Genomic DNA, 15,250 nt, shown 5'->3' on the forward strand with positions numbered 1-15,250 from the left:
GCAGCAGCCGGGCTAACCGGCCACTGCGCCGTGGTAGAGGTTGAGCTGATTGGTATCGGCTCGCTAGAAAAAGAAGCTTGGCACCGGCTGAGGGTCGGTTATTACCGGCCTGTGCGAGGGAGTGCTATCGCCGCTGTTCTCGCCCTCTCGCTCAGGCGTTGTGTCGGCCCCACTTTCCTCAAGACCGGCATCCGATGAATCGATCTGCTCAGCGCTTTTGTCCGTTGGCAGCGTGGGCAGTGGCAAGCTGAGTGCATCGATCTGACCGGCACCATGACGGGCCATGCGCTCGGCATCGGATAGCAACAGGGCTAGGCCCATCCCTTCGTTGAAAAGGGAGCCCTGGATAGGGGCTGTAGCCGGCAACCGGTGCAGCCATTGATCGACGCTACCGAGTACTGGCTCGATACGCCTGTCGATAAAGCTCAGACAGGCCAGCTTGTTACGGATCTTTCTGAAGGTGCCTAAGGCACGGCGGTTGAGCTTATCCTTGCCCTCGAAGCTATCAGTTAAATCCCGGGCCATTTGCTCGACCTCGCCAAAGACACCGTCACCGAGTTCGGCTACCTCCTCGTCTAAGGTGCCAGGCACGATAGCCGGCTTTATCTCAACGAGCTGATAGCCAAATCGCAGCCGTGCAGCCACACTACTTGCTGGCTCCACGGCCCGGCGAATCGCCGTCTCGAAACCAGGCAGAGTTTGAATCCAATCCTCTAGGTCCCGGTCGTAAGTGGACAGAAAGTTATCACGCTCGGCATCGAACTGAGCCTTAATCTGATCGAGCTCCTCAGCCAGAGCGGTGGTCTGCTCCTTAGCAACGGCAAATCCGCCGAGAAAGCGGGTGCCAACCCGCAGACAGGAGCGTTCTGCCGATTGCTTAAGCCGATGGAAGGCCTTGAGCTGCTCCGGGTCACAGACGCGCTTGGAACCGAGAGATACCAAATCTTCGGGCGGTATCTCCCCATCATCCAAGTGTAGATCCTCTGCGCGCAGCTTCTTACGCCCTGACCAGATCCGTATATCCAGCACTACCAAAGTTAGCTGATCGGTGATTTCAGTTATGTTTGTCATCGCAGACCTCCATAGAGAGTAGATCGCCGCACAGCACGACACACCAACTCGCGGGGTGGCGAGTCGGTGCATGGCGGTATCGGCGGATGTGACTGGGGAAGGTGTGGTATCGGTGATGGGTGGAGCGGCTCAGCAATTGCTGCTTTGCCAGTAGTCGCCGAATACGTCAGCTGCTATCCGGTGAATGGCCTCGCGCTGCTCGGCCTCTGCACGTGCTGTCAGTGCCTGGTTTAACGAGTACTCGAAAACGTTAGGCGCCCCCTTAAACGTGGCGGCTAAGGTTGCCCAGCGCACCAGAGTCCTTGTGCTCATGGTCACCGTCAGCTGACCAGCCTCACTATCTGAGCCCATGAACAAGCGCCTCACCTCACCGGCGACACTTAGCATCCTGCTGACTATCTCCTCGGGCAGGCTCGGCACGGCAGCTTGGAGCATCTCCTTCTCAGCTTCCGGATCCGGGTAATCAACGTGGATAATCCGAAAGCGGTCCATGAATGCCAGATTTTGACGTAGAACGCCCTGATACAGCCCGGTGTTATCGCCAGAGCCGAGCGAGTTGCCGGTGGCAATGAGGCGAAACTGCGGATGCGGATGAATAACCTCACCACCATTCTCAGCAATTACCAACGGTTGCCCCTCGATGATGTCATTAAGCCCGGCCAGTTCTGCCGGATCCATCATGTCGAGCTCGTTCAATATGAGTATGTGACCGTCACGGGCTGCCACCGCCAAAGGCCCGTGAACGAACTCTGTTGAGCCATTAACCAGCACGAACTGCCCTATCAGTGACTGAAACTCCAAGCGGCCATGGCATGTTACCGATTGGACGGGCCAGTTAAGCCGGGCGGCTATTTGGCTGATCAAGGTGCTCTTACCTGAGCCGGTCGGACCGCAGAGGAAAAGCCCATCACCGGCGCTGTGATGCAGAAAGGCGAGCACATCGCCTAATAGCCGGTGGCGAAATACATAGCTAGATTTCAGTGGGGGGATGTTCGGATGTGTCGGATCCGAATAGCCCGGCACTTCAAGTCCTGGATGTGCGGGGACATTGAAGGTTTGGGATACGTTAAATTGCGTTAAAGCTGACATGATAATCTCCTTTGTCATCAGTAAAGTAGACAAGAGCACCACCACTACCCCAATGGCTGGGGCAGTGGTGGCAGGGTTGATTCAGGGTTAAGAAGACGGTGGCTGTGAGCCGTTACCACCTTGCTTAGCGGATGCTGGGTGGTTTTGCTCATTAAGGCTTGCAGGCTGTGGCTGTGGGATTTTTGAGAGCTGCTCTGAGAGTGAATTACTCTCTTGTGGCTGAGTAGACGCACCTTGAGCCGAATAAAACTCCTCGGCAACAGCAGCACCCTCCTCCGGGGACTCCTCGAAAGCGCCATTGGCCAGGCACTGCTTCGCAGCCCTATCCAACGCCTTTTGGTCAAAGCCTATCGCCTCACGCTCTTGCTGAAACCGATCGGCTTCAGCGAGGCTCTCTTCCAGCGTCCAACCCTCGCGCAGGGTCAGATCGACGTAGAAGATCGGTCTGCCAAAGGACTGCCTAGTCGATTTGCCCCTTAGGCGCAGCTCAAGGGGAAGGTAGGCCAATCGATTGCAGGATATCGCCTGGAAATAGCTCAATCGGGCCTCTAATGTCCTGATGGAGTTAAATCCGGTTGTCCTAAAGATAAAGCTACCGAGTGGGTCTTCCTGCTCGCCGATGAGCACACTAAGCCGGGCAAAAGGCTTACAACGCCCTCCTGCGGCCAACTCACAGCCATCCGGTGATGGGCAGGGCAACTCAACTAGCCCCTCTTTGGTCCGTCGACGACAGGTCTCCCCATCCCCCATGCAAAGGGGGCGACCCTGGTCTCGATCGAACAGGGCGTATGAGGCACGCAGGTTGAGATTCGGCTCACTGAAGAGCATGCGCACCGGCAAACGGCGCAGCTTCGCCTCGCCCTGCTGCTCGCGCAGCTGAGTATCGAGTGGGTGGATTATCCAGTCCCCGGCAGACTGGATCTGGGAGGTGATGGTAAATTCGTCGTCCTTCTGCGGCAGACGCCTGCCATCGCGCTCTACTACTTTGCCTATGGTTATCCGCCCGAGTACCGGCGGAGTTATAGCTAAGCCTTTAATCATCTTGGATCTCCTCTAAACGAAAAAACCCGCCTGAGCACGTACCCCCTGGTTACGGGGGTACGTGCTAGACGGGTCTGCTGGTGGTAATTTAAGTTGAACTAATCGCGGATCGTGAAGCGCCTCGAGCCTGGCACCTGCTGTTTGTAGCGTGCTACCAGCTCAGGATAGTCGGCCTCTAGAGCCTTGGTATCGACTCTATTGCTCGGGGCGGATTGCTTCCAGGTCACGGTACCGGTGGGAAAGATAGCCTTCTCCGCCTCGCCCATTGCCGCCTGGATGCTCTGCTTTAGCACATCCTCCCGGCGCCGGCGTTCAGCTATCTCTTCACGCACTCGCTGCAACTGAGCAAAGCTGCGGCCAAGCTCAGCATCCTCCTGAAAGTCAACAACCACACCGACATGGCTCTCCTGGTAAAGCTCGCGTAGGGCTTGAGCCGAACTCTCGGAGCCATCGGGCCGTGGCGGAGTATCCGCCTCGACACAGGACCAAAAGGCTTGCTCCAGGGCGATCAACCGCTCTATCACATCCTCATCGCGCTCGATGCGGTGTATTTCCAGGTTCTGACCACCGATAAGAACAGCAACGTCAGCCGCCCTTTGCCCAGTCACCGCTAACTGGTGCTGAACCTGCAGCTGCACGTGTTGCGGTACTCCATTGCGCCAACGCCTCGCCTCCATTACACCCGTGGTCTTGATCTCCAAGATTTGGATATCAGGATCACCGACCACCTCACGGTCTAAGTTACATAGCATCCAAGGATGCTCGGGGTGCTGGAGGATGGCGTTGACGCGCCGCACCTTACGCCCGGTGACCTGGGCGTAAGCATCGGCTACGGTCGGCTCAAGGAGCTGCCCCCACCAGGCAGGATTTTGCGGATCGACTGACTCTGCCGATTGCTCGACCTGCCGTCCGCTCTTATCAAGCCAAACCTCCAGTGGCGAGGAGTACGGATGCATGCCAATTACAGCCGCTGCCTCAGATGCCCCAATTCCACCACGACGGATCGACAACCACGTCGCACGATCTAGATCCCTTGTCTCGACCAGACGATGCGCCTGACCCCAGTGCTCCGGAGCACGGCTACGCTGGCCACGGCTTTCAAGACACACAACGCCTTCAGTGGCTACCGTCATGGCGCACCTCCTCCCCACCGGCGCTAGAGCGAATCGGCAGCGTGAATCGATATCCACAGGCCATGCAGATGTGTGTATTGAGGACCGGACCGTCGAGTTGAGCGCCGATTCTCGCCCCACTGAGCCCACCTGCTACACCACCTAACAGACCTCCAATCAAAGCTCCCGAAGCAGTGCCCGTCGGGCCACCTGCCGCAGCCGCTGTAGCTCCCATCCTGCTGCCATGTATAGCACCAGTTATGCCGGAAGCTAATCCGGCACTTGCACCTGTGACTGCTCCTACAGTCTGACCGAGACGACGTTCTTCGACGTCTCTCGACCAGCATTTTGGACACGAATACATACGTCACCTCCACTTTGCTTTAGAAACCGCAAACCCCTCTGGCTTGCACGGAGGTGATGTATATTTTAAATTTTGATGAGTCCAAGGTTTGAGTTAGGTCGACGTGAGTTAGGTTTTTGTCTTGATAGGATTACCTGGATGATTTAATTAGGCTGCACTTGAGTTACGTTATTATATGGACTTTTCTTATAATTTCATCAACCTAAACATAACCTTAGGCTATTCATGGCGAGTGTTTAAAAGATATTCTAATTTAGGTAAATGTTAAGATCTATATATAGCACAGCTGATACGGCTGACACAGCTAATGCTGCTAATGCATCTTATAAAACAATTACAGAGTATGCTTCAGTTACTACAGTTTCAGCTATTACAGCTGATACTGCGGGCACTGCGGATACGGCTAATGCAACTAACACAGCTGATACAGCTGATACAGCTAATGCAGCGGATACAGATACGCATCCATACACACAGTGCACGATATATCTAAAAAACTAAGAACATAATCAGCATTTCTGCTATATAATTAAACTTCAGCCTAGTAAACCAACCACACCCTTAAAGATTCCCCTCCCCAAAGGGGAATCGATTCTTATCGATTACGACGAATGATTACATCCCACGAAGAGTAGATCCAGCAACAACGCAATCAACTCAGACACTTGCACACTAAAAGCAAGCATCTGGATCTGATCCATGCTGTATCCAGATACTTGCTTTCATGCTGCCTATCGTGCCTTACAACCCTCTTAGCAACCAAGCCTCAAAGATCGGCTCTTTTAAGATAGCCGATCTATTTGTCCAATACAAACCGCAAAAGGTGAAGACGATGAAAACCCAGCCCAGATACCATCCACTAAACCGAAATTGGCGCCTTCACTACGAACCTACCTACCAAGGACTACCTGTGAAGTGTGAGAGACATAATCACAGCCCTCTTGTCGAGAATTTTTTAGAGAAAACGCTCACACTCTTTCAACGCACAAGAGAACAACACCCAAGAACTTTCGCACTAAGATTCGATCTCTACTTTCCAGCCGACTTCGACCTAGCAGCGATTAACCATGGCAGTGACATCATGAAAACCTTTTGGCGCTACCTAGACTCGCAATTTAATGCCGCCTCTTTAGCGCATTCGCCGAAAACCGAGTACATCTGGGTGCGTGAAATAGGCCCACAATCAGACAAACCCCACTTTCACGTACTTCTAATGCTCGATGCTAACGCCATCTTAACCCTTGGCAATCCAGCGCCTAGTCCTGATGGCACTTACTCCGACAACACACTCGCTCATCGGATTATCCGCTCCTGGCTGGGCGCTTTAGCTTATCCTGCTCTAGATCCTCTAGGTTCGTTGGTATATTTCCAGAAAGATCCTCACACTGGAGAGTTTATACGCTGGCTTCTTGATAGATCTGACGATTATAACTGGACAAGACTATTCTATTTAACCAGCTATTTATTCAAGGCTTACTCCAAGCCTGTCGGCCAAGGTATTCGCGCGTTCGGCTCATCTCGTCTCTACCGAAGGACTCCAGCTTAGACTCATGTACTTATCGCGTTTGATATTTTTTTAGTACTTAGATATTTACCTTTTTGACTGAATTGATAAACGGGGATAGCTGGAGTTGGTATAAGGGGTTTAAGGCTATCCCCGATTTGCCTTTTGTAAAGCCACACTAAGCCTCTCACAGATTTTAAGAGTAAAGCACTACGTATGGATTCATTTAGCCTATAAATCGCTCATATCGGCTATGCGCAGCTCTCACAGGCATTTATGTTTGCTCTTCTCGATGGTTATTTTAAAACATGGGCATGAGTCGATTATAACTGGATAGCGATTTTACCTAGACCGGGAATTAATGGTTTTATTTTAAAAGCTACACACTGACTCTCTAAGCGATTTCTTACTTCCATCAGTAGGGTAGCATAGATGCATCCCATAAAAACACTCACAGCAGCTGTGCGTAGCTCACAGAGACATTTCTAACTGCTAAATTCGATACTTATCCACCCGAAACAAGACTTTAGCACAACCCCTTCACTAACCTACAGGATCAGACCTATCTAAAACCTAGAATCACTTCCATCGCTCTACTATAGCACCACTAGATTGACTCTAACCACCTCTCACCAGACAACCCATAGACACCTTTTAGTCACCTAACCCTTTAGCACCCGCACCTCTACTCATCACCCTTAAACGAACAGAGTAACAACCACTGCTTGGCCTACCCAGAGTCAGTCTAGCATCCCTCACCTGAGCGGATCAGCAGTGAGAACAAATTCGACTAAATCGCATGATCACACCCTCACCAAACCCATCAACTACGATCATCTACTACGGCACTGCTAATGGTATGAGCGAAACCCTTCCCCCCTTGCCATTGCACTGACTCAAAACCCTAAACGCTCAGGCAATGGCAGCACAGCCGGATCGCTCACTTTCACCTACATTTAACCATGAGGACAGAAACAATGTTAGCGTCTACCAAAGATCCTCTCCAGTATACTGCACTTCACTACGACAGTGAGTTCAACGGCTTGCCCGTAGACCAAGGTCAAGGGCCACTAATCGCCCGTCATCTCGGTCTACTCGAAGACTTACTCCAACGAGCTAGAAACGCGCACGATAACTCCCTAGCTGTGCGCTTCGACCTGCACTGCCCGAATACCATAGCCATCTCAGCGACTCTCAACCAAGGCAACGGTCTTGTCAGCCTTTTCTGGAGTAATCTCTACGAGCAGCTCTTTAACGCTCAACCTGCAGCGCCCTTCGATCTGCACTTTGCCTGGACACGTGAGCACGATCCTCACACCGGACAGGCCACTTACAAAGCCCTAATCTTACTAAACGCTCGCGCCTTTCATGGGCTCTACAGTAACGAGCAGGCGCAGGATATAGGCAAAAGTGACAGCCTCGCCGGATGCATCCTGCGAGCCTGGGCTAAATCCTTACGTATCTCTGACCCACCACCGCCTGAGCTAGTCTCCTTTCCAACAGATCCGCTAAGCGGCAAGACCCAGGTTATGCTCTTGAACAGATACGATCATAACGCCTGGCGAGAGCTTTTCACTCAATCGAGCAGCCTATGCAAGTACGAAGGTAAGCCGCTCGGTCGGGTCTTCTGCGCATTTAGAACTAGCAACCGCCAATAGCTCAAGCACAAAGACGCCCTGCGGCTCAACCAGCCTCTAATACAAGGGAGGAAAGTCGAGCGAGGTACTTTCCTCCCGCTCATGTTTAAAGGCTAACCGGGTAAAGCGCTGAGCCATACATCATGACGATGAACTCGTTAAAAGCCACATCAACTCATCATCCTATGACAGCAGCGCCGTAGTCCTACCCACATCAAATCAAGGAGATCCCAACCATGACAGATAACGACCTGCTCGAGCGCATATACGCGCAGATGCACCAGCCTATCCCCACCACAGCAAAAGCACAGCCAAGCACCGACTTCACAAACAAGCAGACCACAAACGATACCGCAGCACCAGGATCTACCCAAGATACGCCATACACACCGGCGCCGGTTCACACTGAACAACTACATAGCGCGAATCTCGCCAACTCACCCCGCAACGACGATATCGATCCGACCACTTTGATACAGGCGGTTATAGAGCACCGCCAAATCCATCAACTCACCCAAGAACAACTCGCCACTGAGCTTGGGATCAGTGTGCGAACACTTCGAGATTGGGAGCAAGGCAGACGCCAGCCCAAAGGACCGTCCCAAGCCCTGCTACGTCTATTCATCACTTCATCTAGAAGCTAACCGAGCTAGAAATTTCTACTGGCTCAGCATCCAAACCAGATGCCCCTTCTCCCGTAACACCACACAACCGAGACCTCGATGATTGCGGCTGCCCCTGCATATGGGGCGCAGCCGCGACTGCCTGGAAACGCCTGTTCTTCCTAAAGAGCATCGCATAGGCCCGAAACCATGGCGACTCAACCGTTTTACGTTAACTAGAACAAAGGCACCAATATGCTATAGCCAAGAAGCGCTCACACTTTCGCATCAACTCCTCAAATTCCTTTCATCTTTGGAGAGCTCTCTAGCCAGCCCCCTGCTCGGTCCATTCCCAAGGACGGGGAATGGACCGGGGAACGGGGGGCTGGCTTTTTTACTTTCTGCTCAATCTCAAATACTCCACCTCGCGCCTGCCACTGCTAACACTCAGACGATCCCTTGAGCACTGCTTGAGGCTAGCACGTCGACTAAAGATCGTTCATCAATCCAAAACGCCAGACGACAGAGTACCGTGACTTAATTTCAGTTACCTAAGGAAGAGAGACAGGATCACTTCTAGTGCGAGCCGCCTGCACGCTACCTGATAGGATCACCCTGTGGGCATCTAGCCTGACGGTCCAGAGTATCGGCTGCGTGAACCGAGGAGGCGAAAATCACAATTCTCTGGTTCACTGATAATTACCACGCTCGTAGGCACTGTAGCACTCAACCCAAAACCGCACAGTGCCTTACCCCCCTAACATATTGGGGAACTTTTTTGGGAGAATTTGGGAACAATTTTGAGGTATTGGAGATCGATACACACATAGACTGAAAGGTTGAGCCTGATATGCTGCCACCGACATTGGCAAGCAACTAATCTCAGAGGAACTTTAGACAACCAAGGAGTATGTAGGAAAAGTACCAATGGCTCGCAAGCATCAACCGAGGTGGTATAAACGCGCCCGCAAGGTCATCCAGAACCAGCATTCCCGGTGGCAGCTGATCGATCCGCATCACCCCTCCGGACTAGAGTTTGACCCTTACAAAGTAGAGACCGCCCGCCTAATTGCCTTAGTTGACCTCGAGGAACTTGTACACAAGCTCCTCAAAATCCCCAATGATGGGAAATCAATCTGGGACGAATTCCAGCCAAGCAGCGCAGCCAGTTCCTCCAAAGGCTTACCATTCATGCCCCATGAGGATAGCCTAATTGCTCAGGCACAGCGCATCTTCAAAGCGCTATACCAGCCGACTATCTGGGGCATAGAACCTCTCCTGCAAGAGTGGAAACCCCTAAATATCAACCCTCTCATTATGAAAGCTGATGACGAGCTCAGACCCCATACACAGCACCACGCTACAATGCAGAACCAGCGTGGCCGTTGGTTCCCCTCATCCAAGGAGAGTGTATCGGAACTGCTAGAACGCCTCCAAAAGAGCAGCCATAGCCTACGCAAGTTTGCCGAGGACCCGTCAATACGCAACCGGTTACGCAGTGCGCGCAAGCGCAGTAAGAAAATCGACGAATACCTCCGAGATTGCTTTCGCTGCAACCCCAAGCCGCGGCTCATGATACGGGTCGACTTAGGAGCGCATGAACTCCGTCCTCACCATTTCACCCCTGAGGGCCGAATCTGGTTAAACCCAGACAATCTGCAGCTCCATGCCGAGACTCTTGAAGAGCTGATCATGAGAAGAATTCTCGCGCGCCACAAGCCGCAACGAGATTGGCTCAACCGGTGGACAGGCTACCTCGTAAAGCGTCAATACGATTTTGACAAGGGGTATTATTGGCACCTAATTATGTTCTTCGACCCCAATACCGTAGGTAGTCACCCTGCGACCATGGAAAACGATCTGAGCGAGGCGTGGAAAGAAGTTACCCGCGAGCAAGATCTCACAGGATTGTGCTGGGGAGCCAATCGCGATATTAAAGCGCGCACCCCGGAAAGAGGCAGCCTATTGCTGCCGAAGAGCAAAAACCTTCCTATAAGGGAACTCGCTTTCTATCTCGGTGATCTCGACTACATCGCCCACGTCCACCGATGGGACAATCGCCATAACCTGCGCCATCCTCAATCCCCATCCAAAAAGTCTGCCCCCAAGCGCAGCCGCTCAACTGTTAAGAACTCCGCGAAACAGCCGAAAAAAACTCTGATAGAAATGGGCTCCGAGCGCTTATCGCCGCTTGACACCGGTAACGAGCAAAGCCAAGGGCAGGGCTTCGAGACAGGCTCTGAAAAGGGTGACGATTCCCCGCAGGATCCACCCGGTAACGCTTAGCTCTCCCCTCGCGACCATGCCTCCCAACTACAGTATTCATTATGCATATCCCTCACCGCCTCTCGCCAACTCTCGAATACGCGCTCTCTCATACCTGGTGATTAGGAATATCCGCATCTCTAATATCTATATTCCGCCTTTCCTCAACACAGTCCAAAGCCTGATCGCTTCCCGTGTAGCTGCGAACTAGCGCATCGATTACCTCGCTTCGGCTGCCAAGACCGAGTTCTTCCTTGAAATTATCCAAACTATCCCGGATCGCGGCATCCACCGTCAGCTCAAGCCGCACCTGGCCCTGCTGTTGCCTCTTTTTACGCAGCCGCTGTTGACGTTCGCTCTGACTCATGCCCACCTTCTCAATTGCGCTGATCTTCTAGCCAGAACCTAAAGAAGAAGTCGCCTATTGTCGGCCGGTGACGCCTTAAACCTCCATCCCGCGTTATTCACTAGAAGCCGAGTTTAACCCTTAGAAGATATGTTGCTTGAACAGGCTGAACAAGAGAGATTTGCCCCCAAAACCACTGACACAAAAGCGCTATTAGAGACTACCCTTAGATACACCGGATTCACGATCGTTCAACTCTTCATTCCTCCGACTCCTTCGACCGGGAGCCTTTGCTCGAGTACTTCAACTTCCTAATTTCTTCCTGGGTCAGCGCGGGAGGGTCCCCGAGCCTGATATTTCTATTCAGTTCGACCATCAGGGCCACGATATCCTCTTTATCTGCCTGACTCCTACCTGACTTAATCGCCGTCATCAGGCTCTCCATTGGTAGCGAGAGAACCAACCCGCCCTCATCGAGCTGGACCTGGACACCAAGGCGGCGGAAAACCGCTAGCAATGCTTCCAGTGTGCTTGTCCTAACCTTGTCGACATCTCTAAGCGTCTCGACCCTATTGATGGTTGGTCGCGAAACCTGCGAAGCCTTGGCTAGGTCCGATTGGCTCATATTGAAAAGCGCACGGAGAGTCCGAAGCACCACCGAAACCTGTTCAGCGTAGCTTGGCAGGTGCTCTTGACCTTTTCTGTCCTTGTGATTCATAATGAATACCAATTCTTGCTTATGAATTTTGATAAACCATTTTAGCACCTCATGAAACACATTATGACACCAATCGGGCGCGTTACAAACATGCTCAAGGGGCTTACCGCGATTGAGTAAGCATCATCACCATGAGTTGACCCAACAGCAGACATGAAGAGCTTGCCACCACCCAAAATGATGCGTGAACGGAGCCGCAAAGATACGCCACACGCAAAGCGCGAGATGAAGTGCTCAAGGCTCTGTGCAAACAGAACGAGCATCGTATGGAGTTTGTGCCGGAGGATGAAATGCTATTAACTGACAGAGAAATCAGACAGCTCACCGGGCGGAAGCGGTTCGCCGCACAGTGCCGCGCCCTTGGCAGGATGGGACTGCCACATGATAGAGACCCGGATGGCCGTCCGCTAGTATTGCGGGAGGTAGTTATGGAAAGATTAGGTGGAGAGAAGCCACCGCAAGAGTGGGAGCCTGATTTTTCAGTTATCCGAGGCTAGACATGGGACGCAAACGCCAAAAAGACAAGAGCCTGCCGCCACGTATGCACTGGAAGAATGGCGCTTGGTACCACGTCACATCAATGCAACCAAGGCGCTGGACACGGTTATCTGCAAACCGCGCCGAAGCAACACGCAAATGGGCAGAGATTGAGGCGCGTCAGCAGGCCGACGACGGCACTGTCGGTGATTTGCTAGCACGATATGAAAAATCTATCCTGCCAAGCAAAGCAGAAAAAACCCAGATAGAGTATAGACGACAGCTAAGCAAGCTCAAAGCAGTTTTCGGCAGCGCCAAACCTGATGATATAAAGCCCCATCATGTAGCGCAGTATCTTGATATGCACGCCTACCCTACTACGGCTAATCGCGAGGTGGCTTTACTGTCTGCCGTCTATGCTGAGGCCATGCGCTGGGGATTAGCAGACAACAATCCGTGCCGAGGCATTAGGCGCAACAAAGAAAAGCCGAGAGACAGATACATCGAAGATGCTGAGCTTGAAGCCCTGCGCAGGGTGGCTAATGAAAGAATCAAGGCAATCATTGATATCGCTTACCTGACTGCTCTACGCAAAGGCGATCTGCTTAACCTGCGCTTATCGGATCTGTACGACGATTGGATTCAATGCCGAGTCGGCAAGACAGGTCAGGAGGTCAGGATTGGTTGGAGTGACGCGTTGCGAGAAGCTGTTAGCCGTGCTCGTAAATTGCCGCGCCGCGCGTCTAGCATGTATCTGCTAGCTAATCGCAATGGACAGCCATACACTGTTTCAGGCTTCGACACGGAGTGGAAGAAGGTGGTAGCGAAATCAGGCATAGGGGATGTCCACTTTCACGATATTCGAGCCAAAGCGCTCACCGATATTGCTCGCGATCGTGGCAGAGATGCTGCTCAAGCTCTAGCGGCTCACCTTGTCGGGGAGACTACCGAGGCATATGTGCGAGCCAGGGAGAAGCATGTGGTAGCACCAACTCGGTAATTTTGTAGACAGGCGGCTTAATTTTGTAGACAACCACCGCCGAAGTTAGCGCTAAGTATCTGATTTAGTGGCGCGCCGGGGAGGATTCGAACCCCCAACCTTCTGATCCGTAGTCAGATGCTCTATCCAGTTGAGCTACCGGCGCTAAAGATTCTCATTATGCAATAAATGATTGACCGGGTCAAGCACTTGCTTGGCGGAGAGAGAGGGATTCGAACCCTCGGTGGGCGTAAACCCACACTCCCTTAGCAGGGGAGCGCCTTCAGCCACTCGGCCATCTCTCCACATCAGGCGCATACCTTAAGGGATTGACTTCATTTAGTAAACCCCTCAAGGCCAATTCTCTCTAAAACTGCCTAGCGGCTCTCGCCCTGGTGGCCATCGCCCGCAGATTGAGATCCGTCCGCCTCACCTTCATCGTCGCGCTCATGTCGGATCCGCTCGTAGATCTCCTCCCGATGTACCGAAACATCACGAGGCGCGTTAACACCGATCCGTACCTGGTTTCCTTTTACTCCGAGCACAGTCACACTGATCTCATCGCCAATCATCAGTGTCTCGCCCACTCGCCTTGTGAGTATTAGCATTGACTACAACTCCTCCTGCTTGAGATGCCAACAATCCCTGCGCGGCGCCATTCCAGCTTTGCCGCGCCTCTATCCCTGGCTTAACCCTGGGTTAACTCTCCTGTTCGGCCACAGGCTCCTTATTCAGCTCGAACGCCTTATGCAGCGCCCGCACCCCTAGCTCCAGGTACTTCTCCTCCACCACCACTGAGATCTTGATCTCCGAGGTAGATATCATCTGGATGTTTATACCCTCATCTGACAACGTCTGGAACATTGTGTTCGCAACACCGGCATGCGATCTCATGCCGACACCGACGACCGATATCTTAACAATGTTGTCGTCACCATAAACGTCCCGCGCCCCCAGCACCTCGGCATTCGAACGAACCAAATCTAGGGTATTCTGAAAATCGCGTTTATGCACCGTGAAGGTAAAATCGGTCAGCCCCTGTTGACTGATATTCTGGATTATCATATCCACTTCGATACTGGCATCGGCCACTGGGCCGAGGATTTTCGCTGCAATGCCGGGGGTGTCTGGTACTCCGATAACCGACACCTTCGCCTCTTCGCGATTAAATGCGATGCCCGAGATTAGCGGTTCTTCCATTCCTTCTTCCTCGTAAGTAATCAGTGTTCCAGGGCCTTCCTCGAAACTCGATAAGACGCGCAGGGGCACCCTATACTTGCCGGCAAATTCAACGGCGCGTATTTGGAGGACCTTGGAACCCAGGCTTGAGAGTTCCAGCATCTCGTCGACGGTTATCTTATCAAGCCTCCGGGCGTTAGGAACTACACGAGGATCTGAGGTATAGACACCGTCAACATCAGTGTATATTTGACACTCATCCGCCTCTAGGGCTGCTGCGAGAGCCACCGCGGTGGTATCTGAACCGCCACGGCCCAGGGTAGTTATGGCGCCATTCTCATCAACGCCCTGAAAACCAGCCACTACTACAACTCTGCCGGCACCTAAATCTTCACGGATCGATTCGGCGTCAATATCCTGGATGCGTGCCTTACTAAATGTACTATCGGTAAGTATGCTTACCTGAGCGCCGGTGTAGCAGCGGGCCGCGCAGCCTATCTGCTCAAGCGCCATAGTCAACAGCGCTATCGTCACCTGTTCGCCTGTAGAGAGGAGTACATCGACCTCACGCGGCGGTGGATTTGAATTCACTGACTCGGCTAACGACAACAGGCGGTTTGTCTCACCGCTCATAGCGGAGACAACCACAACCACATCATCTCCCGCATCACGGCTAGCCTTGAGCTTCTCAGCGACAGCCTGAATACGCTCCGTAGTGCCGACGGAAGTACCACCAAACTTTTTAACAATTAGCCCCATAAAGTCCCTCGGATTAAAGTGTCCCTCATTAACGCACGGGGCCCATTTAACAACATTGAGTTTAAGATGTTAAATAGTCTCAAACAAGTCAAGCATAAATTTATCTG

The 15,250-nt window shown here is 52.5% G+C and carries 15 protein-coding genes and 2 tRNA genes; 6 read left to right on the top strand and 11 right to left on the bottom strand.

Annotated elements, in window-relative coordinates:
* Positions 1-63: 63 nt before the first annotated feature.
* The 5 genes from HH1059_RS07165 to HH1059_RS13325 all read right to left on the bottom strand — a co-directional run bounded on the left by HH1059_RS07165 (position 64) and on the right by HH1059_RS13325 (position 4,677).
* Positions 64-1,071, bottom strand: a complete 1,008-nt coding sequence (locus HH1059_RS07165) for a DUF3150 domain-containing protein (RefSeq protein ID WP_096409548.1) — start codon at positions 1,069-1,071, stop codon at positions 64-66.
* Positions 1,072-1,200: 129 nt separating this feature from the next.
* A complete protein-coding gene (locus HH1059_RS07170; RefSeq protein ID WP_096409549.1) occupies positions 1,201-2,160 on the bottom strand; it encodes a CbbQ/NirQ/NorQ/GpvN family protein in 960 nt (319 codons plus the stop codon).
* 87 nt (positions 2,161-2,247) lie between these two features.
* Positions 2,248-3,201 carry a recombination directionality factor gene (locus tag HH1059_RS07175; protein ID WP_096409550.1) on the bottom strand — a complete coding sequence of 318 codons (954 nt, stop codon included), beginning with the start codon at positions 3,199-3,201 and terminating at the stop codon, positions 2,248-2,250.
* Positions 3,202-3,299: 98 nt separating this feature from the next.
* Positions 3,300-4,334, bottom strand: a complete 1,035-nt coding sequence (locus tag HH1059_RS07180) for a YqaJ viral recombinase family nuclease (protein ID WP_096409551.1) — start codon at positions 4,332-4,334, stop codon at positions 3,300-3,302.
* Complete coding sequence (locus HH1059_RS13325) at positions 4,318-4,677, bottom strand: hypothetical protein (RefSeq protein WP_162549430.1); 360 nt, start codon at positions 4,675-4,677, stop codon at positions 4,318-4,320. Before HH1059_RS13325 ends, HH1059_RS07180 begins: the two co-directional genes overlap by 17 nt.
* An 832-nt stretch (positions 4,678-5,509) precedes the next feature.
* Here HH1059_RS13325 and HH1059_RS07190 point away from each other — a divergent pair.
* The 4 genes from HH1059_RS07190 to HH1059_RS07205 all read left to right on the top strand — a co-directional run bounded on the left by HH1059_RS07190 (position 5,510) and on the right by HH1059_RS07205 (position 10,706).
* Positions 5,510-6,223, top strand: coding sequence for a YagK/YfjJ domain-containing protein (locus tag HH1059_RS07190; protein WP_162549431.1), 714 nt, complete (start codon positions 5,510-5,512; stop codon positions 6,221-6,223).
* A 935-nt stretch (positions 6,224-7,158) separates the two neighbouring features.
* Complete coding sequence (locus HH1059_RS07195) at positions 7,159-7,839, top strand: YagK/YfjJ domain-containing protein (protein ID WP_162549432.1); 681 nt, start codon at positions 7,159-7,161, stop codon at positions 7,837-7,839.
* Between the two features lie 215 nt (positions 7,840-8,054).
* Positions 8,055-8,462, top strand: a complete 408-nt coding sequence (locus HH1059_RS07200) for a helix-turn-helix domain-containing protein (protein ID WP_231901898.1) — start codon at positions 8,055-8,057, stop codon at positions 8,460-8,462.
* An 885-nt stretch (positions 8,463-9,347) separates the two neighbouring features.
* Positions 9,348-10,706, top strand: coding sequence for a hypothetical protein (locus HH1059_RS07205; protein WP_096409517.1), 1,359 nt, complete (start codon positions 9,348-9,350; stop codon positions 10,704-10,706).
* An 88-nt stretch (positions 10,707-10,794) separates the two neighbouring features.
* Here the strand turns inward: HH1059_RS07205 and HH1059_RS07210 are convergent, their stop codons facing one another.
* Together HH1059_RS07210 and HH1059_RS07215 are read right to left on the bottom strand one after the other, a co-directional pair.
* The gene (locus HH1059_RS07210) at positions 10,795-11,052 is read right to left on the bottom strand and encodes a hypothetical protein (RefSeq protein WP_096409518.1); all 258 of its coding nucleotides are present in this window, start codon (positions 11,050-11,052) and stop codon (positions 10,795-10,797) included.
* Between the two features lie 238 nt (positions 11,053-11,290).
* Complete coding sequence (locus tag HH1059_RS07215) at positions 11,291-11,749, bottom strand: helix-turn-helix transcriptional regulator (protein ID WP_162549419.1); 459 nt, start codon at positions 11,747-11,749, stop codon at positions 11,291-11,293.
* A gap of 290 nt (positions 11,750-12,039) precedes the next feature.
* Between HH1059_RS07215 and HH1059_RS14115 the strand changes: the two genes are divergently transcribed.
* Positions 12,040-12,246 carry a DUF4224 domain-containing protein gene (locus HH1059_RS14115; RefSeq protein WP_162549433.1) on the top strand — a complete coding sequence of 69 codons (207 nt, stop codon included), beginning with the start codon at positions 12,040-12,042 and terminating at the stop codon, positions 12,244-12,246.
* Positions 12,247-12,248: 2 nt separating this feature from the next.
* Entirely contained in the window at positions 12,249-13,226 is a 978-nt protein-coding gene (locus tag HH1059_RS07225; RefSeq protein ID WP_096409557.1) for a tyrosine-type recombinase/integrase, read from the top strand.
* A gap of 68 nt (positions 13,227-13,294) precedes the next feature.
* On the opposite strand, the gene HH1059_RS07230 is transcribed toward HH1059_RS07225, so the two are convergent.
* The 4 genes from HH1059_RS07230 to HH1059_RS07245 form a co-directional block, all read right to left on the bottom strand.
* A tRNA-Arg gene (locus tag HH1059_RS07230) sits at positions 13,295-13,371 on the bottom strand.
* Between the two features lie 49 nt (positions 13,372-13,420).
* A tRNA-Ser gene (locus HH1059_RS07235) sits at positions 13,421-13,510 on the bottom strand.
* 72 nt (positions 13,511-13,582) lie between these two features.
* Entirely contained in the window at positions 13,583-13,813 is a 231-nt protein-coding gene (gene csrA / locus HH1059_RS07240) for a carbon storage regulator CsrA (protein WP_096409558.1), read from the bottom strand.
* Positions 13,814-13,904: 91 nt separating this feature from the next.
* Positions 13,905-15,143 carry an aspartate kinase gene (locus tag HH1059_RS07245; RefSeq protein WP_096409559.1) on the bottom strand — a complete coding sequence of 413 codons (1,239 nt, stop codon included), beginning with the start codon at positions 15,141-15,143 and terminating at the stop codon, positions 13,905-13,907.
* Positions 15,144-15,250 lie beyond the last annotated feature (107 nt).

The sequence above is a fragment of the Halorhodospira halochloris genome (assembly GCF_002356555.2).
Taxonomy (GTDB): domain Bacteria; phylum Pseudomonadota; class Gammaproteobacteria; order Nitrococcales; family Halorhodospiraceae; genus Halorhodospira; species Halorhodospira halochloris.

Excerpts from the sequence above, each read along its gene's own strand:
- HH1059_RS07215 (WP_162549419.1), bottom strand. The coding sequence starts at position 11,749 with ATGAATCACAAGGACAGAAAAGGTCAAGAGCACCTGCCAAGCTACGCT.
- HH1059_RS07190 (WP_162549431.1), top strand. The coding sequence starts at position 5,510 with ATGAAAACCCAGCCCAGATACCATCCACTAAACCGAAATTGGCGCCTT.
- HH1059_RS07205 (WP_096409517.1), top strand. The coding sequence starts at position 9,348 with ATGGCTCGCAAGCATCAACCGAGGTGGTATAAACGCGCCCGCAAGGTC.
- csrA (WP_096409558.1), bottom strand. The coding sequence starts at position 13,813 with ATGCTAATACTCACAAGGCGAGTGGGCGAGACACTGATGATTGGCGAT.
- HH1059_RS07245 (WP_096409559.1), bottom strand. The coding sequence starts at position 15,143 with ATGGGGCTAATTGTTAAAAAGTTTGGTGGTACTTCCGTCGGCACTACG.
- HH1059_RS07175 (WP_096409550.1), bottom strand. The coding sequence starts at position 3,201 with ATGATTAAAGGCTTAGCTATAACTCCGCCGGTACTCGGGCGGATAACC.
- HH1059_RS07210 (WP_096409518.1), bottom strand. The coding sequence starts at position 11,052 with ATGAGTCAGAGCGAACGTCAACAGCGGCTGCGTAAAAAGAGGCAACAG.
- HH1059_RS07200 (WP_231901898.1), top strand. The coding sequence starts at position 8,055 with ATGACAGATAACGACCTGCTCGAGCGCATATACGCGCAGATGCACCAG.
- HH1059_RS14115 (WP_162549433.1), top strand. The coding sequence starts at position 12,040 with ATGCTATTAACTGACAGAGAAATCAGACAGCTCACCGGGCGGAAGCGG.
- HH1059_RS07165 (WP_096409548.1), bottom strand. The coding sequence starts at position 1,071 with ATGACAAACATAACTGAAATCACCGATCAGCTAACTTTGGTAGTGCTG.
- HH1059_RS07180 (WP_096409551.1), bottom strand. The coding sequence starts at position 4,334 with ATGACGGTAGCCACTGAAGGCGTTGTGTGTCTTGAAAGCCGTGGCCAG.
- HH1059_RS07195 (WP_162549432.1), top strand. The coding sequence starts at position 7,159 with ATGTTAGCGTCTACCAAAGATCCTCTCCAGTATACTGCACTTCACTAC.
- HH1059_RS07170 (WP_096409549.1), bottom strand. The coding sequence starts at position 2,160 with ATGTCAGCTTTAACGCAATTTAACGTATCCCAAACCTTCAATGTCCCC.
- HH1059_RS07225 (WP_096409557.1), top strand. The coding sequence starts at position 12,249 with ATGGGACGCAAACGCCAAAAAGACAAGAGCCTGCCGCCACGTATGCAC.
- HH1059_RS13325 (WP_162549430.1), bottom strand. The coding sequence starts at position 4,677 with ATGTATTCGTGTCCAAAATGCTGGTCGAGAGACGTCGAAGAACGTCGT.